The 23,624-nt window shown below is 68.4% G+C and carries 20 protein-coding genes; 10 read left to right on the forward strand and 10 right to left on the reverse strand.

The features are described 5' to 3' along the window. Positions 1-41: 41 nt before the first annotated feature. Positions 42-617 carry an RBBP9/YdeN family alpha/beta hydrolase gene (locus tag C7402_RS42460; protein WP_116614807.1) on the forward strand — a complete coding sequence of 192 codons (576 nt, stop codon included), beginning with the start codon at positions 42-44 and terminating at the stop codon, positions 615-617. 3 nt (positions 618-620) lie between these two features. On the opposite strand, the gene C7402_RS42465 is transcribed toward C7402_RS42460, so the two are convergent. Continuing rightward, the gene (locus C7402_RS42465; RefSeq protein ID WP_116614808.1) at positions 621-1,841 is read right to left on the reverse strand and encodes a CaiB/BaiF CoA transferase family protein; all 1,221 of its coding nucleotides are present in this window, start codon (positions 1,839-1,841) and stop codon (positions 621-623) included. 317 nt (positions 1,842-2,158) lie between these two features. Here C7402_RS42465 and alaS point away from each other — a divergent pair, with 317 nt between their 5' ends. Next, a complete protein-coding gene (alaS, locus tag C7402_RS42470; protein ID WP_116614809.1) occupies positions 2,159-4,783 on the forward strand; it encodes an alanine--tRNA ligase in 2,625 nt (874 codons plus the stop codon). 112 nt (positions 4,784-4,895) lie between these two features. On the opposite strand, the gene C7402_RS42475 is transcribed toward alaS, so the two are convergent. Beyond that, the gene (locus C7402_RS42475; RefSeq protein ID WP_116614810.1) at positions 4,896-5,864 is read right to left on the reverse strand and encodes a LysR family transcriptional regulator; all 969 of its coding nucleotides are present in this window, start codon (positions 5,862-5,864) and stop codon (positions 4,896-4,898) included. Positions 5,865-5,961: 97 nt separating this feature from the next. Here C7402_RS42475 and C7402_RS42480 point away from each other — a divergent pair, with 97 nt between their 5' ends. Beyond that, the gene (locus tag C7402_RS42480; RefSeq protein WP_308012583.1) at positions 5,962-7,176 is read left to right on the forward strand and encodes a YbfB/YjiJ family MFS transporter; all 1,215 of its coding nucleotides are present in this window, start codon (positions 5,962-5,964) and stop codon (positions 7,174-7,176) included. 77 nt (positions 7,177-7,253) lie between these two features. Here the strand turns inward: C7402_RS42480 and C7402_RS42485 are convergent, their stop codons facing one another. Further along, the gene (locus C7402_RS42485; protein ID WP_224042910.1) at positions 7,254-7,715 is read right to left on the reverse strand and encodes an outer membrane beta-barrel protein; all 462 of its coding nucleotides are present in this window, start codon (positions 7,713-7,715) and stop codon (positions 7,254-7,256) included. 276 nt (positions 7,716-7,991) lie between these two features. Between C7402_RS42485 and C7402_RS42490 the strand changes: the two genes are divergently transcribed. The 6 genes from C7402_RS42490 (at position 7,992) to C7402_RS42515 (ending at position 12,821) form a co-directional block, all read left to right on the forward strand. After that, positions 7,992-8,522, forward strand: a complete 531-nt coding sequence (locus C7402_RS42490) for an NUDIX domain-containing protein (RefSeq protein WP_116614812.1) — start codon at positions 7,992-7,994, stop codon at positions 8,520-8,522. 52 nt (positions 8,523-8,574) lie between these two features. Next, entirely contained in the window at positions 8,575-9,042 is a 468-nt protein-coding gene (locus tag C7402_RS42495) for an acyl-CoA thioesterase (RefSeq protein ID WP_116614813.1), read from the forward strand. 81 nt (positions 9,043-9,123) lie between these two features. Then, complete coding sequence (locus tag C7402_RS42500) at positions 9,124-10,062, forward strand: branched-chain amino acid ABC transporter permease (protein ID WP_116614814.1); 939 nt, start codon at positions 9,124-9,126, stop codon at positions 10,060-10,062. A gap of 13 nt (positions 10,063-10,075) precedes the next feature. Then, a complete protein-coding gene (locus C7402_RS42505) occupies positions 10,076-11,365 on the forward strand; it encodes a branched-chain amino acid ABC transporter permease (protein ID WP_116614815.1) in 1,290 nt (429 codons plus the stop codon). 8 nt (positions 11,366-11,373) lie between these two features. Further along, positions 11,374-12,123 carry an ABC transporter ATP-binding protein gene (locus C7402_RS42510; protein WP_116614840.1) on the forward strand — a complete coding sequence of 250 codons (750 nt, stop codon included), beginning with the start codon at positions 11,374-11,376 and terminating at the stop codon, positions 12,121-12,123. Continuing rightward, on the forward strand, positions 12,120-12,821 hold the full coding sequence (locus tag C7402_RS42515; protein ID WP_116614816.1) for an ABC transporter ATP-binding protein: 702 nt from the start codon (positions 12,120-12,122) through the stop codon (positions 12,819-12,821). The genes C7402_RS42510 and C7402_RS42515 overlap by 4 nt, the downstream gene beginning before the upstream one ends. Positions 12,822-12,854: 33 nt before the next feature. Here the strand turns inward: C7402_RS42515 and C7402_RS42520 are convergent, their stop codons facing one another. From C7402_RS42520 to C7402_RS42530, 3 genes are all read right to left on the reverse strand, one after another. Continuing rightward, a complete protein-coding gene (locus C7402_RS42520; protein ID WP_116614817.1) occupies positions 12,855-13,766 on the reverse strand; it encodes an ATP adenylyltransferase family protein in 912 nt (303 codons plus the stop codon). 6 nt (positions 13,767-13,772) lie between these two features. Further along, positions 13,773-14,258, reverse strand: a complete 486-nt coding sequence (locus C7402_RS42525) for an adenosine-specific kinase (RefSeq protein WP_116614818.1) — start codon at positions 14,256-14,258, stop codon at positions 13,773-13,775. A 148-nt stretch (positions 14,259-14,406) separates the two neighbouring features. Then, positions 14,407-15,675: an MFS transporter gene (locus tag C7402_RS42530; protein WP_116614819.1), complete on the reverse strand. Its 1,269-nt coding sequence runs from the start codon at positions 15,673-15,675 to the stop codon at positions 14,407-14,409. Between the two features lie 419 nt (positions 15,676-16,094). On the opposite strand from C7402_RS42530, the gene C7402_RS42535 reads away from it, so the two are divergent. After that, entirely contained in the window at positions 16,095-17,777 is a 1,683-nt protein-coding gene (locus tag C7402_RS42535; protein ID WP_116614820.1) for a methyl-accepting chemotaxis protein, read from the forward strand. 86 nt (positions 17,778-17,863) lie between these two features. On the opposite strand, the gene iolB is transcribed toward C7402_RS42535, so the two are convergent. From iolB to C7402_RS42555, 4 genes are read right to left on the reverse strand one after another with little or no spacing between them, the layout of a single operon-like run. After that, positions 17,864-18,667 carry a 5-deoxy-glucuronate isomerase gene (iolB, locus tag C7402_RS42540; protein ID WP_112177706.1) on the reverse strand — a complete coding sequence of 268 codons (804 nt, stop codon included), beginning with the start codon at positions 18,665-18,667 and terminating at the stop codon, positions 17,864-17,866. Further along, complete coding sequence (iolE, locus tag C7402_RS42545) at positions 18,664-19,578, reverse strand: myo-inosose-2 dehydratase (protein ID WP_116614821.1); 915 nt, start codon at positions 19,576-19,578, stop codon at positions 18,664-18,666. Before iolE ends, iolB begins: the two co-directional genes overlap by 4 nt. 33 nt (positions 19,579-19,611) lie before the next feature. Continuing rightward, complete coding sequence (iolD, locus tag C7402_RS42550) at positions 19,612-21,600, reverse strand: 3D-(3,5/4)-trihydroxycyclohexane-1,2-dione acylhydrolase (decyclizing) (RefSeq protein ID WP_116614822.1); 1,989 nt, start codon at positions 21,598-21,600, stop codon at positions 19,612-19,614. Next, positions 21,597-23,621: a bifunctional 5-dehydro-2-deoxygluconokinase/5-dehydro-2-deoxyphosphogluconate aldolase gene (locus C7402_RS42555; protein WP_116614823.1), complete on the reverse strand. Its 2,025-nt coding sequence runs from the start codon at positions 23,619-23,621 to the stop codon at positions 21,597-21,599. Before C7402_RS42555 ends, iolD begins: the two co-directional genes overlap by 4 nt. Positions 23,622-23,624: the final 3 nt, after the last annotated feature.

Raw genomic sequence — 23,624 nt, forward strand, 5'->3', positions numbered from 1 at the left:
TGCCGGATCGTCGCGCGGACCACAACAAGCGAGGGGAAAAAGTGACGACGAACGAAACGCGCGTGCTGGTGCTGCCGGGCTATATGAACTCGGGGCCGGGACACTGGCAAACCCGCTGGGAAGCCGCGCACGCGGGCTTCGAGCGGGTGCAGATGCCCGACTGGCTGCACCCGGATTGCGATGCATGGTGCGCGACGCTGGAGGCCGCCGTGGCGCGCGCGCCGGACGGCGTGCGCCTCGCCGCGCACAGCCTGGGGTGCCTCACGGTTGCGCACTGGGCCGCGCGCCACGCGAGCGCCGCGACGCGCGCGAAGGTGGCGGGCGCGCTGCTGGTGGCGTTGCCCGACCCGCACGGACCCGAATTTCCGCGCGATGCACGCGGGTTCGATCCGGTGCCGCTGGCGGCGTTGCCGTTCGCGAGCGTCGTCGTCGCCAGCAGCGACGATCCGTATGGCGGCCTCGGGTTTTCGGAGCGCTGCGCGAAAGCGTGGGGCGGCCGCTGGATCGACATCGGCGCACGCGGTCATATCAACGCGGAAAGCGGCCTCGACGACTGGCCGCAAGGGCTGGACTGGGTGATGTCGATGGGGAAGCCCGGCGGCCCGGCCGCCGCCTGAGCATCACACCACGCCTTTGCCGCGCAGCGCCGCCACCTGCGCGTCGCCATACCCGAGCACCTCGCGCAGCACCGCATCGGTATGTTCGCCGAGCGTGGGCGGGTGGCTCGCCACGCGCGGCGGCGTCTCGCTCATGCGGATGGGGTTGCCCACGAGCCGCGCCGTGCCGCCCGAAGGGTGAGGCACATCCACCTGGAGCCCGCGCGCGATCACCTGTTCGTTCTCGAACACCTCGGCGAGATTGTTGATCGGCCCGCACGGCACGCCCGCGGCTTCGAGCGCGCCGATCCAGTCGGCCTTGGTGCGCGCGCGGATCAGGTCCGTCACGATCGGCACGAGCGTGTCGCGATGCCGCACGCGCTCGGGGTTGGTCGCGAAGCGCTCGTCGGCGGCCAGCTCGGGGCGGCCCGCCACCTCCACGAACTTGCGGAACTGCCCGTCGTTGCCCACCGCGAGGATGATCCAGCTGTCGCTCGTCTGGAACGCCTGATAGGGCACGATGTTCGGATGCGCGTTGCCCCAGCGCACGGGCGGATTGCCGCTCGCCAGGTAGTTCGAGTTCATGTTCGCGAGCATGGCCACCTGCACGTCGAGCAGCGCCATGTCGATGTACTGGCCCACGCCCGTGCGGTCGCGGTGCGCGAGCGCCGTGAGCACGGCAATCGTCGAGTACATGCCGGTCATGAGATCGGCGATCGCCACGCCCGCTTTTTGCGGGCCGCCGCCCGGCAGCGCGTCGCGCTCGCCGGTGATGCTCATGAAGCCGCCCATGCCCTGCACGATGAAGTCGTAGCCCGCGCGCGAGGCGTACGGCCCCGTCTGCCCGAAGCCGGTCACCGAGCAATAGATGAGGTCCGGTTTCACCTCGCGCAGCGACGCATAGTCGAGGCCGTACTTCTTCAACTGCCCGGCCTTGTAGTTCTCCAGCACAACGTCGCTTTGCGCGGCCAGTTCGCGCACGATGCGCTGCCCCTCGGGCGTAGCGATGTCCACCGTCACCGAGCGCTTGTTGCGGTTCGCGGCGAGGTAGTAGGCGGCCTCCGCGGTGTCCGCGCCGTCGGGCGACTTGAGGTACGGAGGCCCCCAGTGGCGCGTGTCGTCGCCGGCGCCGGGGCGCTCCACCTTGATCACGTCGGCGCCGAAGTCGGCGAGGGTCTGTGCGCACCACGGTCCGGCGAGGACGCGGGTGAGATCGAGTACGCGGATATGGCTGAGAGCACCCATGCTGTGTCTTCCAATGTCGTTCTGAGGCGTGGTGCGAGCGCGCGTGGCGCGCCGGCCGTTGCTGGCAATGGTAAGCGATCCGGCCGTCACGCGCCAATTTCCGGTACAAAGTTCCGCACTGCGGAACATCAAGCGGTCATGAACGGGCTGCCTGTTCGCTGTCGCGCGCATGCAAACCGCGCCGGACGTGCCGCCGCGAGGGCGCGTCGATCCCGTATAATCGTTCGATTCAGCATCGGGGTTTTCGCCACTGGCCGGGGCCCCGACCACGACAAAGATTCAGCACCGGACGCCCCAGGAAGGACCCAACGCACGCCATGAAAGCCGCCGACATCCGCGAGAAATTCCTCAAGTTCTTCGAATCGAAGGGCCACACGATCGTGCGCTCGTCGAGCCTCGTGCCGGGCAACGACCCGACACTGCTCTTCACCAACTCGGGCATGGTGCAGTTCAAGGACGTGTTCCTCGGCACCGACAAGCGCCCGTACACGCGCGCCACGACCGCGCAGCGCAGCGTGCGCGCGGGCGGCAAGCACAACGACCTCGAAAACGTCGGCTACACGGCGCGTCACCACACGTTCTTCGAGATGCTCGGCAACTTCTCGTTCGGCGACTACTTCAAGCGCGACGCGATCCACTACTGCTGGGAACTGCTGACCAAGGTCTACGCGCTGCCGGCCGAAAAGCTCACCGTCACCGTCTACCAGGAAGACGACGAAGCCTTCGACATCTGGGCGAAGGAAATCGGCGTGCCGGTCGAGCGCATCATCCGCATCGGCGACAACAAGGGCGCGCGCTACGCGTCGGACAACTTCTGGCAGATGGCCGACACCGGCCCCTGCGGCCCGTGCTCGGAAGTGTTCTACGACCACGGCCCGGAAATCTGGGGCGGCCCCCCGGGTTCGCCTGAGGAAGACGGCGACCGCTTCATCGAGATCTGGAATCTCGTGTTCATGCAGTTCAACCGCGACGCCCAGGGCAACATGACGCCGCTGCCCAAGCAGTGCGTCGACACGGGCATGGGTCTGGAACGTCTTGCCGCCGTGCTCCAGCATGTGCACAGCAACTACGAAATCGACCTGTTCCAGAACCTGATCAAGGCCGCTGCGCGCGAAACCGGCATTAGCGATCTCGAGAACAACTCGCTGAAGGTCATTGCCGACCACATCCGCGCGTGCTCGTTCCTGATCGTCGACGGCGTGATCCCCGGCAACGAAGGCCGCGGCTACGTGCTGCGCCGTATCGTGCGCCGCGCGATCCGCCACGGCTACAAGCTCGGCAAGAAGGGCGCGTTCTTCCACAAGATGGTGGCCGATCTCGTCGCCGAAATGGGCGCGGCGTACCCGGAACTCACCGAAGCGCAGCAGCGCGTGACCGACGTGCTGCGTCAAGAAGAAGAGCGCTTCTTCGAAACCATCGAGCACGGCATGTCGATTCTCGAAGCCGAGTTGGCGGACCTCGAAGCCAAGGGCCACAAGACGCTCGACGGCGAACTGGCGTTCAAGCTGCACGACACCTACGGCTTCCCGCTCGACCTCACGGCCGACGTGTGCCGTGAGCGCAACATGACGGTCGACGAACCGGCATTCGACGAAGCGATGGCGCGTCAGCGCGAGCAGGCGCGCGCGGCTGGCAAGTTCAAGATGGCGCAGGGCCTCGAATACTCGGGCGCGAAGACCACGTTCCACGGCTACGAAGAGATCGTGTTCGACGACGCGAAGGTCGTCGCGCTTTACGTGGATGGCGCGTCGGTCAATGAAGTGAAGACCGGCCAGGACGCCGTGGTCGTGCTCGACCACACGCCGTTCTACGCGGAATCGGGCGGCCAGGTGGGCGACCAGGGCGTGATCTCGAACGCGAGCATCCGCTTCGCCGTTGCCGACACGCTCAAGGTTCAAGCCGATGTGAGCGGCCACCACGGCACGCTCGAACAGGGCACGCTGAAAGTGGGCGACGTCGTGAAGGCGGAAATCGACGCCATCCGCCGCGCCCGCACCGCGCGCAACCACTCGGCCACGCACTTGATGCACAAGGCGCTGCGCGAAGTGCTCGGCGCACACGTGCAGCAGAAGGGCTCGCTCGTCGACGCGGATAAAACCCGCTTCGACTTCGCGCATAACGCGCCGATGACCGACGACGAAATCCGCCGCGTCGAGCAGATCGTCAACGCGGAAGTGCTCGCGAACGCGCCCGGCATCGTGCGCGTGATGTCCTACGACGACGCGGTGAAGGGCGGCGCGATGGCGCTCTTCGGCGAGAAGTACGGCGACGAAGTGCGCGTGCTCGACCTCGGCTTCTCGCGCGAACTGTGCGGCGGCACGCACGTGACGCGCAGCGGCGACATTGGCCTCTTCAAGATCGTGATGGAAGGCGGCGTGGCCGCGGGTATCCGCCGCGTGGAAGCGATCACGGGCGACAACGCCGTGCGCTTCGTGCAGGACCTCGACGCGAACCTCAACGCGGCCGCCGCGGCGCTCAAGACGCAGCCGGCGGAACTCACGCAGCGCATCGCGCAGGTGCAGGATCAGGTCAAGTCGCTTGAAAAGGAACTGGGCGCGCTCAAGTCGAAGCTCGCTTCGAGCCAGGGCGACGAGCTCGTGAGCCAGGCCATCGAGGTGAACGGCGTGCACGTGCTCGCCGCGACGCTCGAAGGCGCGGACTCGAAGACGCTGCGCGAGACCGTGGACAAGCTCAAGGACAAGCTCAAGAGCGCTGCGATCGTGCTGGCGGCCGTCGAAGGCGGCAAGGTCAGCCTGATCGCGGGCGTGACCGCCGAGGCGAGCAAGAAGGTCAAGGCCGGCGAACTCGTGAACTTCGTCGCCCAGCAGGTGGGCGGCAAGGGCGGCGGCCGTCCCGACATGGCGCAGGCGGGCGGCACCGAGCCGGCCAACCTGGCGGGCGCGCTGGCAGGCGTGAAGGGCTGGGTCGAAGCGAAGCTGTAAAACGCGTGGCGGCCGAAACGCCGCCGCGATGAAGAAGGGCTGTCCGTGTCGGCCGGCGTGAGTGTTTCAGCACTTGCGCCGGTCCCGGGCAGCCCTTTTTGTTTGGCGCCGCTCAGGCTTGCGCGCCGCTGGACTCTGCCGCGCTGCCAGTGCTGCCTGCGCTGCCAGTGTTGCTCGTCGTGCCACTCGCCGCCGCCGTATGCCCGATGCGCTGCGCGTGCTCCAGCAGGGCGTCCCGCAACGCGCCGAGCGCGGGCGAAAAGTGCCCGCGCCGCCAGACGAGCAGCGTGTCGATCCGGCCGTGGGCGCCGAGCGAATGAATCGCGATGTCCTCGACGCTGCGTTGCACGTCGAGCACCGAGCGCGGCGCAACCGCCACGCCCGCGCCTGCCGCCACGCACGCGACGATCGCGTGATAGGAGCCCAGCTCCATCACGCGCGTGGGCCGGATGCCGTGCTCCAGATACCAGCGCTCGACGTAGCTGCGATAGGCGCAACCGCGCTCGAACGCCACGAGCGTGGAGAGCGCGACATCGCCGGGCTGGCGGATCGGCCGGTGGCCGCGCGGCGTGAGCATCACGAGTTCTTCGCGATATACGGGCACGTGCTCGAACGTGGCGGCGTCGGGCGGGCCGCCGATCGGCGTGGCGACCAATGCCGCATCCACCTCGAATTCGCGCAGACGCTCGAGCAGTTCGCCGGTCGTGCCGGTCTCCAGTTCGAGCGTGACGTCGGGCCATGCCTGGTGATAGTGCGCGAGCACGCCTGGCAGGCGGCTCGCCGCAGCGCTTTCCATCGTGCCCAGCCGCAGCCGCCCGGCGGGACGCCCGGCTTTCAGCGCGTGGCGCGCTTCGTCGGCGAGGGCGAGGAGGCGCTCGGCATAAGGCAGCAGCGTTTCTCCCGCAGGCGTGAGCACGAGACGGCGGCCGTCGCGCGTGAAGAGCGGCGTGCCGAGTTGCTCTTCCAGTTGCTTGATGCGCGTAGTCACGTTCGACTGCACGCGGTTGAGCTTGGCGGCGGCGCGCGTCACGCCGTTTTCGCGTACGACCGCCCGGAAGATCGCCAGCGCGGCGAGGTCCATGTTTCTCTCCTCGGGATGCTTTAGTTCATGATAATTCATTTTTCGTGAACGAAAGCGTCGCCTAAGATGGTAGCCAGTGCCATTGCTGCTGCCAATCATGAACGACTACGTCCCCGGTGCTGTCCCCGTTTCCCAGGCTCGTCCCCACGCCGGACGGCGCGCCGCGCTCGCTTGCATGGCGACGCTGGCCGTGGCGCTGGGGGTCGGGCGTTTCGCCTTCACGCCACTGTTGCCGCTGATGCTGCATGGCGGCGCGCTCGACCTGCGCCAGGGCGGCTGGCTCGCCTCGTTCAATTACGCGGGCTATTTCGTCGGCGCGATCAGTTGTGTCGCGCTGCGTTTCGCGCCCGCGCGCATCGTGCGCGCGGGTCTCGCGGCGACGATCCTCCTCACGCTCGCGATGGGGCTCACGCAGCAGTTCTGGATCTGGGCGGCGGTGCGCTTCGTGGCGGGCGCGGTGAGCGCATGGACGTTCGTGTTCGCCTCGCAATGGGGGCTGCGTCGGCTCGCGCAACTGGGCGCGAACGAGTGGGGCGGCGTGATCTACACCGGGCCTGGCTTCGGCATCATCGCCACCGGCCTGTTCGTGAGCGTGGCGGGCGGACTTGGCGCGCGGGCGGGGTGGATCGGCTTCGGGCTGATCAGCGCGGTGCTCGCCGTGATCGTGTGGCCGGCCTTCGGCGAGGACATGCGTGCCCAGGCGCCGCGACCGGGCGAACCCGCCAAGGCGAGCGTCGCGCACGAGGACCATCCAGGCCGCCGCGCCGACGCCTTCTGGCTCGTCTTGCTCTACGGCGTGCCCGGCTTCGGCTACATCATCACCGCGACTTTCCTGCCCGTGATCGCACGTCATGCGCTGCCGGGGTCGGCCTGGCCCGACCTGTTCTGGCCGATGTTCGGCGTGGCGCTGATCGTGGGCGCCTTGCTCGCGGCGCGCCTGCCGCTGCATTGGGACAATCGTCTGATGCTCGCGGGCTCATATGTGTTGCAAGCCGTGGGTATCGCGCTTGGCATCGTCTGGCCGAACGCAGCGGGCTTCTCGTTCGGCAGTCTGTTGATCGGGCTGCCGTTCACGGCGATCACGCTCTTTGCGATGCGCGAGGCGCGCCTGCTGCGCGGCGAGCATGCGGCCGCGCTGATGGGCTACGCAACGGCTGCCTACGGCATCGGGCAGATCGCGGGGCCGCTCGTGGCCGCGCCGCTGGCGGCCTCGACGGGCTCGTTCTCGCCTTCGCTGTGGCTTGCGGCGGGCGTGCTCGTGGCCGGGGCGCTGGGGCTCGTGTGGCGGGTTCGGGAGGGACGGGCGGGATAGCGGGATAGAGGCAGCCCCGAAAAGCGGGCCGCTCTTTACACAGACGGCCCGCCCGTGTGGAATCAGTCTGGCGCTGATCAGCGGAAGTAGTAGTGCATGCCCACCGTGAAGCTGTTGTTGTTCCAGCTCGAATGTTGGGCGTTCGTGTGATCGCCGGTCCATTCGGCGCTCACGCCCAGATGCTTCGTCGCGGCGTATTCCACGCCGAGGCCCCAGTGCGGGCGCGTGGAAGGCCAGTCCACCGTGAAGCCCACGCGCGCGTACGGCATGATCTGGCCGAACGGCGCGGCGAGCGGCAAGCCGAGCTTGGCGTCGATGCCGCCGTCCTTGTAAGTGGCCGAGCCGTGGTGGAAGTCCGCGAACGCTTCGGCGCCGAGCATGACGGAACCGATATCGAAGCCGTAACCCGCAGTGAGGCCCGGGAACACGGTGGTATGCGAGGGCTTGTTCACCTCACCCGATGCACTCGACACGTTCGCGCCCACCTTGAAGCCCACATAGGGGCCCGAAAACAAACTGCCCGCAGGAGAAAGGCTCATGACGTCGGCGTGAGCGAGACCAGCGGTTGCTGACAGCGAAATAATAAGGATACCTAATATTTTTTTCATGGAATCTGACAATGGTTGAATCAGGCGAAAAGCGCCTCGGCCGATAACGATGCACGGCGCATGGCGGTGCACATCGATCAGGTCAACAATTGTCAGGTCGCGCGCCGGTTGCGTTAGCGCACTAAAATAGACGCTTCGCGCCAGCCGCGAGCGCGCCCGCCGGGCCGCGCGGCCTGCCTTGCGCGCCATCGAACCGCATCACACTCCATGAGCGACTACCAGTTTTGCCCGCGTTGCGCCTCGCGTTTGACCGAACGCACCGACCCCGCCCACGAAGGCGGCCGCGTGCGCCTTGCCTGCCCGGACGAGATCTGCGGCTATGTTCACTGGAACAATCCGCTGCCGGTCGTCGCGGCGATCGTCGAGTACGAAGGCCGCATTCTGCTCGCGCGCAATGCCGCGTGGCCCGAGGGGATGTTCGCCCTCATCACGGGCTTCCTCGAAAACGGTGAAACGCCGGAAGCGGGCATTGCGCGCGAGGTGCAAGAGGAAACCGCGCTGCGCGCCGAGAGCGTCGAGCTGGTCGGCGTGTACGAGTTCATCCGCAAGAACGAGCTCATCATCGCGTATCACGTCAAGGCGTCGGGCACGATCGCGCTCTCGCCGGAACTGCTCGAATACCGCCTCGTCGAGCCCGCGAAGCTGAGGCCCTGGCGCGCGGGCACGGGCCAGGCGCTCGGCGAATGGATGCGTCGGCGCGGCCTGCCGTTCGAATTCGTCGAGCGCCCGGGCCAGTAACGGCCGCGTTCCCCGCACCGCTTTCCCGTTCCGCCTTTTCTGGATCTCGCCGATGAACCGACCCACAACCGTCGCCCGCTCCGGGTATCGCCATTTCCTGCCCATCGGCACGCGCTGGATGGACAACGATGTCTACGGCCACGTGAACAACGTCGTCTACTACAGCTACTTCGACACCGTGGTGAACGAGTATCTGATCCGCGCGGGCGCGCTCGATATCGAGCATGGCGCGACCATCGGCCTCGTCGTCGAAACGCAGTGCAACTACTACGCGCCGCTCGTGTTTCCCGAGCGCGTGGAGGCGGGGCTGCGCGTGGCGCGCCTCGGGTCGTCGAGCGTGCGTTATGAAGTCGGGCTCTTTCGAGAAGGCGAGGACGCACCCGCCGCGCAGGGGCATTTCGTGCATGTCTACGTCGATCGAGCGACGCGCCGTCCCGTGAGCGCATTGCCCGATGCGCTGCGCACGGCGCTCGAGCCGCTCGTGGCCGAGAGCGCCGAAGCGCCCGCGTCGCGCGCCTGAACGCCGCCGTAACGGGCGTCTCGCCCGTTACGCTCGTCACGCTTGTTACAAGCGCAAGCCCCCATCACCCAGGACGCCCGCGTGCAGGCCTTTGTCATCGACGCGCTCAACGGCATCAGCTACGGCCTGCTGCTCTTCATGCTGTCCGCCGGACTCACGCTGATCTTCAGCATGCTCGGCGTGCTCAACTTCGCCCATGCGAGCTTCTACATGCTCGGCGCGTACCTCGGCGTGAGCTTCGCGCTGTGGCTCGGCTTCGGCTGGGCGCTCGTGCTCGCGCCGCTCGCGGCGGGGCTCGCAGGCGCGCTGTTCGAATGCATGCTGCTGCGTCGCGTGCGGCCCGCTGGGCCGCTCAACGCGCTCCTGCTCACCTTCGGCGCGGCCTATGTGATCGGCGAACTCGTGAAGCTCGTGTGGGGCTTGCAGCCGCTTTCCGCGCCATTGCCCGCGCCGCTCGACGGCCCGCTTTTCACGGTGGGCGGCGCGGCATTCTCGCGTTACCGCGCGTTCACGATGGCGGTCGCCGCCGCGATGCTCGGACTGCTTTACGCGGTGCTGCGCATCTCGAAGACGGGGCTCGTCGTGCGCGCGGCGCTCACGCATGCGCGCGCGGTGGAGGCGCTCGGCCACGACGTGCCGCGCGTGCAGACGATGATCTTCGCGCTCGGCACCGCGCTTGCCGCGCTGGCGGGCGCGGTGGCCGCGCCGCTTTTCGTCGTCGAACCGGCGATGGCCGAGTCGGTCGGCTCGATCGTGTTCGTGGTGGTGGTGACGGGCGGCCTCGGGTCGCTGGGCGGCGCGTTCGTCGCGTCGCTCGCCGTGGGCCTGCTGCAAACCTTCGCGGTGGCGAGCGATCTCACGTTCGGCGGCGTGGCCGCGCGCTTCGGCGCGCACGCGCCGGACGCCTGGGAGGCGCTCACGCTCGCGCAACTCGCCCCCTTGCTGCCCTACCTGCTGATGGTCGCGATGCTCGCGGTGCGCCCGCGCGGCCTGTCCGGGCAGCGCGGCGACGACGACTGACCGCGCCCCCTCGATGAGCCTCGACAAGCGTCCCGCAAGCGCACCCTCAGCAACGCACGCCACTATCCCGCGCGCATGCGCGCCGTGGCTCGTGCTCGCCGCCTGCCTGATCGTCCCTCCGCTCGTCGGCGCATGGCTGTCGCCCGCGCTCGCGCCGCAAGGCTGGCTGCTCGCTTGCCTTGCCCAGGCCGCGACGATGGTCGTCTTCGCGCTCTCCTATAACCTGCTGCTCGGCGAGACCGGCTTGCTCTCCTTCGGCCATGCCGCGCCGGCGGGCCTCGGCGCGCTCGCGGCCGCGCACCTGTTCAACCGCTATGCGTTGCCGTTGCCGCTCTTGCCGCTCGCGGGCGGCGTGGGCGGGGCCGCGTTCGGTGCGTTGACGGCGCTCGTGGCCGCGCGCCGCGCGGGCACTGCCTTCGCGATGATCACGCTCGGCCTGGGCGAACTCGTGGCCGCCGCCGCGTGGGCTTTGCCGGGCTGGTTCGGTGGCGAAGCCGGCGTCGCTATCGACCGCGCGAGCGGTCCCGCCATCGCAGGCTGGACCTTCGGCCCGGCGCGCGAAGCGTACTGGGTGATCGCCGCCTGGTGCCTGCTGGCGAGCGCGGCGATCTTCGCGCTCTCGCGCACGCCGTTCGCGCGCCTCGCCAACGCCGTGCGCGACAACCCCGTGCGCGCGGCGGCGCTCGGCGCGACGCCCGCGCGCGTGCGCGCGATCATGATCGTCTGGAGCGCGGCCTTCGCGGGCGTGGCGGGCACGCTCACGCTCATCAATGTCGAACTGGCCGCTGCCGAGAGCGTGGGCATGATGCGCTCGGCGGCCGTGCTCATTGCCACCGTCACGGGCGGCGCGGCGTCGTTCTTCGGTCCGGCGCTCGGCGCGTTCGTGTGGGTGGCGTTCAGCGTGGGCGTGGCGAGCGTCTCGCGCGGCTGGATGCTCTATGTGGGCCTGTTCTTCATCGTCGTGGTGCTGGGCGCGCCCGGCGGGCTCGCGGGCTGCGCCGCGCGTGAGCGTGCGCGGCTCGCCCGGCACGGCTGGCGGCGTTGCCGCGCGCCGTGGCTGGCCGCAACCGTTGCGGCGGTCAGCGCGGCCGCAGCGCTCGTGCTCGCCGTGCAGTGGGCCTATGCCGCGCGTTTTCGCGATGACGATCCCGGCGCGTGGTTCGCCGCGCCCACAGCGGCAACCGCCTGGGCACTGGCGGCCCTCATCGCGGCGCTGGGGGGCTTCGCGTGGCTGGCCGCGCGCCGTGCCGCCGTGGCCGCACGCGCGCTCGACCCGGCCACGCCGGAGGGCCAAACGCGATGACCGACACAATGACCGACGCGTTGCGACTGACCGGCATCGAAAAGCGCTTTGGCGACACGCGCATCCTGCGCGGCGTCGATCTGAGCGTGCGCGCGGGCGAGCGCCATGCGCTGATCGGACCGAACGGCGCGGGCAAGTCCACGCTGTTCAGCCTGATCGCGGGCGAGCGCAGGCCGAGCGCGGGCCGCATCGAATTGAACGGCGCCGATACCACGCGCCTCGCGCCGGCCGCGCTGAGCCGGCGCGGCCTCGCGCGCAGCTTCCAGACGACGAGCGTGTTCGCGCGCCTGAGCGTGATCGAGAACCTGCGCTGCGCGGTGCTCGCCTCGCAGCGCGGTGCGGCGGGCTTCGCGGCGCGCTGGCTGGGCTCGCGCCGCGTCGAGGCGCGTGCAAGCGACGTGATCGAAGCGATCGGTCTCGCCGACGCCGCGCATCGCGAAGCCGGTGCGCTCGGTTACGCCGAGCAGCGCGCGCTCGACCTCGGCCTCGCGCTCGCGGGCGGCGCGCACACGCTGCTGCTCGACGAGCCGACCGCGGGCATGAACCGCGCCGAAGCGGCGCGCGCCATCGAGTTGATCCGCGCGACCACGGCCGGCAAGACGCTGCTCATCATCGAGCACGACATGGACGCCGTGTTCGGCCTCGCGGATCGCGTCTCCGTGCTCGTGCAGGGCCGCGTGATCGCCACCGGCACGCCCGCGGCGATCCGCGCCGACGCCGCCGTGCGCGAAGCCTACCTCGGTGGATTCGTATCATGAGCGCGCTGCTCGAAGTCGAGAGCCTGCGCGCATGGTACGGCGCGAGCCAGGTGCTGCACGGCGTGGATCTGCGGGTGGAGGCGGGCGAAATCGTCGCGCTCGCGGGACGCAACGGCTCGGGCCGCTCGACCTTTGCAAAGGCGTTGATGTCGATGGTGCGTGCAGACGGCGCGCGGCGCTTCGCGGGTCGCAGTCTCGCAGGGCTGCGCACTTTCGAGGTCGCGCGGCTCGGGCTCGGCTACGTCGCGGAGCAGCGCGACGTGTTCCCCACGCTCACCGTCGACGAGAATCTGCGCCTGGGCCTGGGGCCCCGCACCGGCCGCTTCACGCCGGACGACGCCCGCGCGTTGTTCCCCGTGCTCGCCGCGCGCCGCGCGGCGCGCGCCGGGGTGCTCTCGGGCGGCGAGCAGCAGATGCTCGCGCTCGCCCGCGCGCTCGTGGGCGGCCCGGACCTGCTGATCGTCGACGAACCGACCGAAGGGCTCGCCGCGCAGATGGCCGCGCGCGTGGGCGAGTGCCTGGCCGCGCTGCGTGCGCGGGGTGTGGCCGTGCTGCTGATCGAACAGCGGCTTGCGCTTGCGCCGACACTCGCCGACCGCGTGGCGGTGATGGGGCATGGGCGCATCGTGTTCGAAGGCACGCCGCAGGGGCTCGGCCAGCGCGATGACGTGGTGCGCGAGTGGCTTGGCGTGGGGTGAATCGCCTGAATCACTTGAATCGGTCGAAGCCGTTCAGCGCGCCACGCTCACGCGTTCGAGCGCGGTCATCGGGCCGAGTTGGGCGAGCGTCTGCAACTGCGCCGCGTTGCGCACGAAGAACGAGCCCGCGAAGCCAAGCGAGTTCACCGAGATGCCCTCGACGCACTCCGCCACGCGCGGCACGACCAGCATCCAGCGGCGCGTGACGAGCAGGTTGTACGGCGCGCCCTGATGCGCCACGCCGCCCACATCGATGACCGGGACGCCAACTGCGTCCAGCAACGCGCGATAGCAGTCGAGCGCGACCTGGGCGGCATCGCCCGGCCCGAGATCGAGCCGCGCGAACGCATGGCGGAACTTGAGCCCCGGCACGACCGCGACAGGGCGTGCGCCGTGCGCGGCCTGCGCGCCGGCTAACAGCGCTTCGATCGGCGCACGCGGCGCATCGTTACCCGTCATGGCCGGCTCGTCGCCGCCCAGCGGCAGCGGCACCAGCTGCAAATGCTTGTGCGCCTGGCTCGCACCCGCCGCCGCACCGCCGTTGTAGAACCCCAGCCCGTCGATTTCGCGCAGCGCCAGCACGAGCGCGCCGAAATCCGCGGCATCGAGCAGCGCTTCCTGCGGCTCATAACGGCGCGTCACGATCAGCAGATGCCGCTCGATCACGTTGAACTTGTTGAGCAGCGCCACGTGCGTGGGCGACAGGTCGGCGACGAACAGATCGGGCTCGTAAGGCAGGAACGGATCGCGCGGCGGTTGCGCGGCGGCCGTCTGCGGCGTGAGACGCGCGGCTTCCTTGCGCGCGAGATTTTCGGCCACGCGCACGGCGAAACGCACGCCGCCGCTGTCGATGACGGTATGCGCCGTCTCGATCGGATGGAGCGCGCCGCACGCGAGCGCGTGCGCCGTTTGCCGCTCGATCGCCGTGCGCAGCGAGGCCGCCATCGGCGCTCAGGCCTTGTAGCCGATCGCGCGCAGCAGGTCCTTGCGCCAATGCACGTCGTCCTCGGCCTCCACGCCGAGCGGCGGCATGCCGTCCACCACGCCGACGATGCCGCGCCCCTGATCCGTTTCGGCGATCAGCACCTCGGTGGGATTCGCGGTGGCGCAGAAGATGCGGCAGACCTCGGGCACGGCCTTGATCGTATTGAGCACGTTGATCGGAAAAAACCCGTCGCCGAGAAAGATGATGAAGCTGTGGCCCGCGGCGATGCGCAGCGCGTTCTGCGTCGCCATCTCGATGAGCGCGTCCTGGGTGCCCGAGCGCCGCACGAGCCGCTTGCCCGACGCCTCGCAAAAGGCAAGGCCGAACTGGATGCCCGGCACCGCGCCGAACAGGGCCTCATGCAGGTCCTCGACGGACTTGATGAAGTGCGTCTGGCCGAGAATGAAATTGGTGGCTTCGGGCTTTTCGATGGCTACCGTGGACAGTTGCATGGCGGACCTCGTGCGAGCGCGTCTCGATCCTCAAGCCTAGTACGAAGTCGCGGCGAGGCAAAGCCTGGGTGCGCGCACAAAGTCAAACGGCCGGCGCCCCAAGGGGCGTCCGGCCGTCATGCGATCGAACTCAGGCGCGGCGCGCGGCTCAGGCCGCTTTCTTCGCGCGCTTGCCTTCCACGTCGGGCAGGAACACGGTGAGGATGCCGATGAGCGGCAGGAACGAGCAGACCTTGTAGACGAAGGTGATGCTGGTGGCGTCCGCCAACTGGCCGAGCACCGCCGCGCCAATGCCGCCGAGTCCAAACGCGAAGCCGAAGAAGAGGCCCGCGACCATGCCGACCTTGCCCGGAATCAGCTCCTGCGCGTAGACCAGGATGGCCGAGAACGCCGAGGCCAGCACCACGCCGATGATGACCGTGAGCACGCCGGTCCAGAACAGGTTGGCGTAGGGCAACAGCAGCGTGAAGGGGGCCACGCCGAGAATCGAGCCCCAGATCACGTACTTGCGGCCGATGCGGTCGCCCACCGGGCCGCCGACGATCGTGCCCGCCGCCACCGCCGCGAGGAACACGAACAGGTGGATCTGCGCGGCCTGCACGGGCAGGTGGAAGCGGTCGATCAGATAGAACGTGAAGTAGCTGTTGATGCTCGCGAGGTAGAAGTACTTCGAGAACACGAGCAGCACGAGAATGCCGATGGCCATCGCCACGCGTCCACGCGAGAGCGAGACGTGGGGCGTCTCCACGCGCTTTTTCTTCATCGCGGGATGGGCCTTGTACCAGCGGCCGATCTGCGTGAGCACGATCATGCCGACGAGCGCCGCCGCCGAGAACCAGGCGATGCTGCGCTGGCCGTGCGGAATGACGATCAGGGCGGCGAGCAGCGGCCCGAGCGACGAACCCGCGTTGCCGCCCACCTGGAAGAGCGACTGCGCAAGACCGTGACGGCCGCCCGAGGCCATGCGCGCCACGCGCGAGGACTCCGGATGGAACACCGAGGAGCCGCAGCCCACCAGCGCGGCCGCCACGAGCAGCACGCCGAAGCTCGGCGCGACCGACATCAGCAGCAGGCCGCACAGCGTGAAGCCCATGCCGACGGGCAGCGAATAGGGCAGGGGCCGCTTGTCGGTGTACACGCCCACGAGCGGCTGGAGCATCGAAGCCGTGATCTGGTAGGTGAGCGTGATGAGGCCGATCTGCGTGAACGACAGCGAGAAGTTGTCCTTGAGCATCGGGTAGATGGCGAGGATCAGCGACTGGATCATGTCGTTGAGCAGGTGCGAGAAGCTGATCGCACCGAGCACCGAGTAGACAGTGCGTTGTACCGCGCCCGCTGGGGCGGTGGCCGGGGACGAACCTGCGGGCGCGGCCGCAGCGGCGCCAGGCAAGGCGCGCTTGTCGAGACTGGTTTCCATATTTCCGGTAGCAGCAGAGAGTATTCAGCGGGCACCACTGCGGGCAGGCAGCGGCGACGGCATGAAAGGACATGTATAAGAGTTATGAGCGCAGTGTAATGTGTCTTGCTTGAGTCGTACGGACAAGATTTGTCGCGAATCGGACACGCCGCCAGGCTGATCCGCTGTGGCGCGTTGTCGCAAGGGGCTGGAGCGAATACTCGAAATCGCTCGGGGATTATTGGCGTTGCATTTTGGCCATGTATAACCCGCCGAGGTGCCCGCCCACGAGGCGGGCAATTACGGGGCCGGAATACGGGATGCTGCTATGCGCGACACATTAAAGATTGCGCGACGGCATGCCGTAGACCGGAGTTGAGGCGGAACGCAAATCACGAACGATGGCGTGCCGCCGAACAACGAGCAGGAGACCGAAAAAGATGAAAGCAGTATCGCAAGGCGGCAGGCACGCGGGCTTCGTGCCGCAGGAACCGGCGGGCGGCACGACGCCGGCGCGGCAGCGCAAGCCGGGTCGCGAGGGGGCGGCCACCGGCCATTCGCGGCTCTCGGTCAAGGCGACGCTGCGCCTCGCCTTTGCGCTCGTGCTGATCGGCACGCTTGCGATCGGCGCAATCTCGCTTGCGCAAATCAGCCGCCTCAACGGCTCGACCCAATCGATCTACGAGCAGGGCTACGTGGCGAGCCGCGCCGCGGAAGAAGCGCGCGGCCACGTCCTGCGCGCGAGCCGCGCGCAGAAGATGCTGCTCACCGCAACCACGGCGCGCGAGCGCGACGAACTCGGCCAGGATATCGACAAGGATCTCGGCTCGCTCGTGCGCGAGATGGACCCGCTCCAGCAATACGCCCAGCAGCAGGGCGGCGACGCGCTCACGCTGCAAAAGAAGCTCGCCGATGCGACCACGGCGTGGAGCGGGCATCTGCGCGACTTCGTGACGCTCGTGAAGCAGCAGCCGCTCGATCTTTCGCAGATGAGCTGGCAGGTGGGCACCCAGGACGTGTCGCTGCTCGTGGAGACCGGCAAGCTGGAAACGCTCGTCGACGACCTCGTCGCGCAACGCGGCGCGGCCGCCAAGGCGACGATCGGCAAGGCCGAGTTCATCTTCAAGTCCTCGTTTGTGATGATGGCGGTTGCGACCGTGGCCATGTTCGTGCTCGCGTTCTTCGTGAGTGAGTGGGTCGTGCGCCGCATTGCGCGGCAACTGGGCGGCGAACCCGCCCACGCCAAGGCCATCGCGGCGCGCATCGCGGCGGGCGACCTCGCGCAGCCCGTGACGGTGCATGCGCGCGACGCGCAGAGCATGCTCGGCGCGCTACGCGACATGCAGAACGGCCTCTCGACGACGGTGGCCGAGATCGCCGCGAGCGCCGAGGCGATCGCTTCCGCTTCGGGTGAAATCTCGACCGGCAATCTCGACCTTTCGCGCCGCACTGAGGAACAGGCGATGGCGCTGGAGCGCACGGCGAGCAGCATGGAGCAGCTCACGTCCACGGTGCGCCTGAACGCCGAGAACGCCGAACAGGCCAGCACGCTCGCGGGCAACGCCTCGGCGATCGCGGAGAAGGGCGGTTCGGTGGTGGGGCGCGTGGTCAAGACGATGCAGGAGATCAACGACAGCGCGAAGAGCATCGCCGACATCATCGGCGTGATCGAGGGCATTGCGTTCCAGACCAATATCCTCGCGCTCAATGCCGCTGTCGAAGCGGCGCGCGCGGGCGAGGAGGGCCGCGGTTTCGCCGTGGTGGCGGGCGAAGTGCGCAGCCTCGCGCAGCGCAGCGCGGGAGCGGCCAAGGAGATCAAGTCGCTCATCGACGCGTCGGTCGAGCGCGTGGCCAACGGCTCGACGCTGGCACAGGACGCCGGCGCGACCATGGACGAAGTCGTGAAGGCCGTGAAGCGCGTGAACGACATCATCGGCGAGATTTCGGCGGCTTCGCGCGAGCAGCGCTCGGGCATCGAGGAGATCGGCCGCGCGGTCACGCAGATGGACTCGGGCACGCAGCAGAATGCCGCGCTCGTGGAAGAGGCGACCGCCGCCGCGCAGTCGCTCGACGATCAGGCGAAGGTGCTCAAGCGGCTCGTGGGGAAATTCCAGCTGGCTTGATGCTTCTTTGTGATTCGTTGTGGTTACAACGAAAAACGCCGCGTCGTACAAGACGCGGCGTTTTTTTATTGGCGCTTCACTTCATTTCACTTCGCGTCGCGCTCGATGATCCATTCGTGCGCGGGATCGTTGTGGAAGTGCCATTCGCGCGTGGGGCCCGCCATCACATTCAAATAGTACGAGTCGTAGCCATAAGGCACGACCACGGGGTGATAGCCGCGCGGCACCATCACCACGTCGTGATCCTCCACGGCCATCGTTTCGTCCAGATCGCGCGCGTCGGTGTACACGCGCTGGAATGCGAAACCCTGCTGCGGATTGAGCCGGTGATAGTAGGTTTCCTCCAGCGCGCTCTCCTGCGGCAGGCGATCGGCGTCGTGCTTGTGCGGCGGGTAGCTCGAAGAGTGCCCCGAAGGCGTGCGCACCTCCACCACGAGCAGCGATTCGGCGGCTTCGGTTTGGGGCAGGATATCGCACACGTAGCGCGTATTCGCATTCTTGCCGCGCGCGGAACGCTTCATCTGCGCGGGCTCGATGAGCCGGATGGGCAGCGCGCCTTTGGCGGGCGCGCTCGCCACGCCCACTTCGGCATCGCGCGTCGCGCGCACGGTGGCCTTCACGCCTGGCGGCACGTAGAGCGCGTACGGGGCGGCGTCTTCGAACACGCTGTCGCGCGAGCCGAGGCTCGACCAGCGCTGGCCGCCGGCCTCGATGTTCACCGCGCCCGAGAGCACGACGATGCAGCTTTCGCGATCGGGTTCGGACACGTACACGACTTCATCCGTTGCAAGCCGGTAAGCGGCGAAGCCGACATAGCGCCAGCCCGCGGTGTCGGGCGTGACGCGCGCGATCGTCTGGCCTTCGCGCGCGGCCTTGACCAGCAGAGTCATGCTGCCTCCTTCGATTGGGTGTCCGTAGCATCGACGAGCGCGCGCAGCGTGCGGTAGCCCTTTTGCGCGTACTCGTACGACGGGGCGATCACGGGGTCCTGCTCGGCTTCGACAACGAGCCAGCCGCGATAGCCGTGGTGTTTCAGACGCGCGATGATCGCGGGGAAGTCGACGGCGCCGTCGCCGGGCACGGTGAACGCGCCGGCCAGCACGGCGTCGAGAAAGCTCCAGTTGCGGTTGCGCGCCAGCTTCATGACGGCGGGGCGCACGTCCTTGCAATGCACATGGCACACGCGCGCGATGTGCTTGTCGAGTTCCGCCACGGGATCGCCGCCCGCAAACGTCATGTGGCCCGCGTCGAACAGCAGGCCCACGGCGTCGCTCGTGCGGGCCATGAGCTTGTCGACGTCGGCGGGCGTTTCGACATAGGCGCCCATGTGATGGTGATACGCGAGGCGCACGCCGCGCGAAAGCGTGTGACGCGCGAAGGCGTCCACGCGCGCGGCGTAGTCGTCCCACTGCTTGTCGCTGAAAAAGCGCGGACGCTGATAGAGCGGGCGCGGCGCGCCCTGGATCGAATTGGCGACTTCGCCGTACACCATCACCGTCGCGCCGTTTTGCGCGAGCAGGTCCAGGTGCTTCTCGACGGCCGCGATCTCTTCCTCGACGCTGCGCTGCGCGAGCATGCCCGAGTACCAGCCGGAAACGAGCGAAAGATCGTACTGGGCGAGCAGCGCCTTGAGCGCCTGCGGCTCGCGCGGAAACTTGTTGCCCAACTCGAAGCCTTCGTAGCCGATCTCGCGGCCCTCGGTCAGCGCCTGAGAAAGCGGCGTCTCGCCGCCTAGCGAGGGCAGGTCGTCGTTCATCCACGACAGCGGGTTGATGCCGATGCGTACTTCAAATGCGCTCATGTGCGCTCCTCGATGTCTCTGTCGTCAGACGCGTCATGCATTAGCGGGGTCGTCGTTGCCGGCGGCGGCGTCGCTCGCCTGCGAGCGTCCGCTGCGTTCGGTGATGTGTGCCTCATAGCGCTCGCGCGCCTCGCGCACGCTCGCGCGCGTGGACACCTCGGGCACCGCGACTTCCCACCACCAGCCGCCTTCTTCGGTCGTGCGCGCGGGGTCGGTGTCGATGCAGACCAGGTACGTGCGCGACGAAGCGCGCGCGCGTTGCAGCGCCGCTTCGAGTTCGGCGACGTTCGCCACGTGCTCGGCCTGCGCTCCAAGCGAGCGCGCATGCGAGGCGAAGTCGATGCGCGGCGCACCGAGCGGCCCTTGCGCGCAGTCGTCGAACAGGTTGTTGAACGGCGCGCCGCCGCAGGCCTGCTGCAAGCGGTTGATGCAGCCATAGCCGCGATTGTCGAGCACCACGATGATGAGCTTCGCGCCCAGCATGACGGAGGTGGCGATCTCGCTGTTCATCATCAGATAGCTGCCGTCGCCCACCATGACGATGACTTCGCGATCGGGCCGCGCAAGCTTCGCGCCGAGGCCTCCCGCGATCTCGTAACCCATGCACGAGTAGCCGTATTCCACGTGATACGCGCCCGGCTGGCCCGCGCGCCAGAGCTTGTGCAACTCGGCGGGCAGGGTGCCGGCCGCGCACACGACGATATCTTCGGTGTACGAACGGCTCGACGAGCGCTGCACGGCGCCGATCACGTCGGCGTCGTAGGGCAGGCTGGAGCGCTCTTGCGGCGAGTGGGTGAGGCGTTCGATGTCGGCACGCCAGTCGCTTGCGAGGCGCTGCGCGTGCGCGGTCCAGTTGGCGTCGGCGCGCCAGTTGATCAACTCGTCGTTGAGCGCGGCGAGCGCCTGGCGCGCGTCGGCCTGCACGGCGAGGCCGTTGTGCTTGAGCGCGTCGAAGCCGTTGGCGTTCACGCCAATCACGTGCGCGTTGGCAAAGAGCGAGTTCGAGCCGGTCGTGAAGTCCTGCAAGCGCGTGCCGATGGCGAGCACGCAATCGGCGTCGCGCGCGAGCGCGTTGGCCGCGGGCGAGCCCGTTACGCCGAGCGCGCCCGCATTGAGCGGATCGTCCCAGGCGAGCGAGCCCTTGCCGGCCTGCGTTTCGGCCACGGGAATGCCGCGCGCCGAGGCGAGCGTCTGCAAGGCCTGCGAGGCGCGCGAATAGAGCACGCCGCCGCCCGCCACGATGAGCGGTCGCTTCGCGCGATGCAGTTGCGTGAGCGCCGCGTCGATTTCGGCCTGAATGGGCGCGGGCGCGTGGAAAGTCACGAGGCGCGGCGTGAAGAAGCTCGCCGGGTAGTCCCACGCCATGGTCTGCACGTCTTGCGGCAGCGCGAGCGTGACCGGGCCGCAGAGCGCGGCGTCGGTGAGCACGCGCAGCGCGCGCGGCAGCGCCGTGAGCAGTTGCGCGGGATGCACGATGCGATCGAAGTAGCGCGATACGGGGCGCAGCGCGTCGTTCGCGGAGATGCCGCCGTCGTGGAGGTCCTCGATCTGTTGCAGCACCGGATCGGGCTCGCGCGAGACGAAGATGTCGCCGGGCAAGAGCAGCACGGGCAGCCGGTTCACGTGCGCGAGCGCGGCCGCCGTCACCAGATTCGTGGCGCCGGGGCCGATCGACGTCGTCACCGCCATCATGCGGCGGCGAAAGTGCGCCTTCGCGTAGGCGATCGCGCTGTGCGCCATGGCCTGCTCGTTGTGCGCGCGCAGCGTGGGCAACTCGTGCCGGTTTTGATAGAGCGCTTCGCCGATGCCGGCCACGTTGCCGTGGCCGAAGATCGCGAACACGCCGCCGAAAAGCGGCTCGGTGCGTCCCGAGCCGTCTTCGCTCGCCACGCGCTGCGCGGCGAGATAGCGCACGAGCGCCTGCGCCGCCGTGAGCCGCACGGTGCTCGCGTGCGCGCCGGGCGCCGCGTTCTGCGGGCTTTCCTGCGATGCGCTGGCGATGGGAGCGATGCGTTGGTTCATGCCGCTTTCTCCTCGTGCTTGTCGTGCTTGCCGCGTGTGGCGTCGGCGTCGGCGCGCGCGGCGCGCCATGCGCGGATCAGCGTCTCGAAGGCGCGGCGCGCGCGGGCGATCACTTCGTCGTCACCGATCTCGCCGGCGAGCCAGGCCACGCTCGGCTCGTAGAAGATCGAGCGGCCCACGGTGAAGCCGCGGCAGGTGTTCGAAGCGGCCGCTGCACGGAAACCTTCCACGAGCTGGTCGATGGGAGCGGAGAGCCCGAGCAGCACGACGCCGCGGCAATACGGGTCGCGCTCGGCGATCAGCGCATCGATCTCGCGCCATTGCGCGGCGCCCGTCGGTTCGAGCTTCCACCACTCGGGATAGATGCCGATGTTGTAGAGCCGCTTGAGCGCGCGATAGACGGTGTCGGGTGCATTGGGCTTGCCGTTGAGCCTGGGCGGAATCACTTCGAGCAGCAGTTCGTGGCCGCTTGCCTGGGTGGCGTCGTAGAGCGCGCGCAACTGCGCTTCCTGTTCGAGCCGCTGTTCGATGGGCTCGTCGGGGTGGAACTGCACGAGGCACTTCACCGTGTGCTCGATGGGCCACGAAGCGAGCGTCGTGCCGATCGAGCGGCCGTGGTCGAACACGAGCGGCACGGACCCCGGCAACTCGACCGGGCGGCCGATCCACCAGCCACGCCCGGTGGCGGCGTTCAGCGCATCCTGGCCGTAGCGGTCGTCGATCAGGACACCGATGCGTCCTTGCAGGCCGAGCGTACGTTCGGTTTGCACGACCGCTTCGACGAACAGGTTCTTCAGATACGCAATGCGCGCTTCGCTTGCGCCGGTTTGCTGCACGAGATCGAAGAACTGGTTGCGATGGTCGAACGCGAAGCCGAGCACCTCGTCGCGCGGCGTGCGCGCAGGCGTCACGCGATGCAGGCGCGCGAGCGTCGCATCGCGGTCGGGGCGGCGCATGCGCACCGGGTCGGCGGCGGCTTCGCGCAGGAAGTAGTCGAGTTCCGCGGGCGTGGGCATGGCGGGCGCGCAGCCGTGCCGCGAAACGACGAGTGCACCGCAGGCGTTGGCCGAGCGCGCGCAGTCTTCGAGCGTGGCATCGCGCAGCCAGCCCGAGAGGAAGCCCGAAGCGAACGCATCGCCCGCACCGAGCACGTTGAGCACGTCGACTTCCACGCCGCGCTGCATCGGCAGGTCATCCATCGAGGCGGGCACCGCGCCTTCCACGATCTGGCAACCGAGCGGCCCGCGCTTGACGAGCAGCGTCGCGCCCGTGACTTCGCGCACGCGCTTGAGCGCGTCGACGAGCGCTTCCTTGCCGCCCGCAATGCGGAACTCCTCCTCGGTGCCGATCACGAGATCGAACAGCGGCAGAATGCGCTGCAAATGCGCGCTCACGCCTTCGCTCGCCACGAAGCGCGTCTCGCCGTCGGCCTTGCCCGTGAGGCCCCAAAGCACCGGCCGGTAATCGATGTCGAGCACGGTGCGCACGTTGTTGCGGCGCGCGTAATCGAGCGCGGTGAGGCTCGTGCGGTTCACCTGCTCGGTCGAGAAGTGCGTGCCGGTGATGAGCAACGCTTTGGAGGAGGCGATGAACGCTTCGTCGACGTCGCGCGTATCGACGGCCATGTCGGCGCAGTTCTCGCGGTAGAAAATGAGCGGGAACGTGTCGCGGTCTTTGAGCCCCAGCAGCACGAGCGCCGTGAGGCGGTCGTGATCCACGCGCACGTGGCTCGTGTCGCAGCCTTCCTTTGCGAGCGTTTCGACGAGAAAGCGTCCCATATGGTCGTCGCCCACGCGCGTGAGCATGGCCGACTTCAGGCCGAGCCGCGCGCAGCCGAAGGCGATGTTCGCCGACGAGCCGCCCAGATACTTGGCGAAGGTGGAGACGTCTTCGAGCCGCGCACCCACCTGCTGCGCATAGAGATCGACGCCAAGGCGGCCGAGACAGACGATGTCGCGGCTGCGCCCGGCCGCAAAGCGGCCTGGCGTTGAACGGCTTGCGGTTGATCCGGTAAGAGCCATGTG

Source organism: Paraburkholderia unamae (assembly GCF_003096875.1).
Lineage (GTDB): Bacteria > Pseudomonadota > Gammaproteobacteria > Burkholderiales > Burkholderiaceae > Paraburkholderia > Paraburkholderia unamae.

Coding starts and splice junctions, on each gene's coding strand:
- C7402_RS42465 (WP_116614808.1), bottom strand. CDS start 1,841: ATGGGTGCTCTCAGCCATATCCGCGTACTCGATCTCACCCGCGTCCTC.
- alaS (WP_116614809.1), top strand. CDS start 2,159: ATGAAAGCCGCCGACATCCGCGAGAAATTCCTCAAGTTCTTCGAATCG.
- C7402_RS42475 (WP_116614810.1), bottom strand. CDS start 5,864: ATGGACCTCGCCGCGCTGGCGATCTTCCGGGCGGTCGTACGCGAAAAC.
- C7402_RS42480 (WP_308012583.1), top strand. CDS start 5,962: ATGAACGACTACGTCCCCGGTGCTGTCCCCGTTTCCCAGGCTCGTCCC.
- C7402_RS42485 (WP_224042910.1), bottom strand. CDS start 7,715: ATGAGCCTTTCTCCTGCGGGCAGTTTGTTTTCGGGCCCCTATGTGGGC.
- C7402_RS42490 (WP_116614812.1), top strand. CDS start 7,992: ATGAGCGACTACCAGTTTTGCCCGCGTTGCGCCTCGCGTTTGACCGAA.
- C7402_RS42495 (WP_116614813.1), top strand. CDS start 8,575: ATGAACCGACCCACAACCGTCGCCCGCTCCGGGTATCGCCATTTCCTG.
- C7402_RS42505 (WP_116614815.1), top strand. CDS start 10,076: ATGAGCCTCGACAAGCGTCCCGCAAGCGCACCCTCAGCAACGCACGCC.
- C7402_RS42510 (WP_116614840.1), top strand. CDS start 11,374: ATGACCGACGCGTTGCGACTGACCGGCATCGAAAAGCGCTTTGGCGAC.
- C7402_RS42515 (WP_116614816.1), top strand. CDS start 12,120: ATGAGCGCGCTGCTCGAAGTCGAGAGCCTGCGCGCATGGTACGGCGCG.
- C7402_RS42520 (WP_116614817.1), bottom strand. CDS start 13,766: ATGGCGGCCTCGCTGCGCACGGCGATCGAGCGGCAAACGGCGCACGCG.
- C7402_RS42525 (WP_116614818.1), bottom strand. CDS start 14,258: ATGCAACTGTCCACGGTAGCCATCGAAAAGCCCGAAGCCACCAATTTC.
- C7402_RS42530 (WP_116614819.1), bottom strand. CDS start 15,675: ATGGAAACCAGTCTCGACAAGCGCGCCTTGCCTGGCGCCGCTGCGGCC.
- C7402_RS42535 (WP_116614820.1), top strand. CDS start 16,095: ATGAAAGCAGTATCGCAAGGCGGCAGGCACGCGGGCTTCGTGCCGCAG.
- iolB (WP_112177706.1), bottom strand. CDS start 18,667: ATGACTCTGCTGGTCAAGGCCGCGCGCGAAGGCCAGACGATCGCGCGC.
- iolE (WP_116614821.1), bottom strand. CDS start 19,578: ATGAGCGCATTTGAAGTACGCATCGGCATCAACCCGCTGTCGTGGATG.
- iolD (WP_116614822.1), bottom strand. CDS start 21,600: ATGAACCAACGCATCGCTCCCATCGCCAGCGCATCGCAGGAAAGCCCG.
- C7402_RS42555 (WP_116614823.1), bottom strand. CDS start 23,621: ATGGCTCTTACCGGATCAACCGCAAGCCGTTCAACGCCAGGCCGCTTT.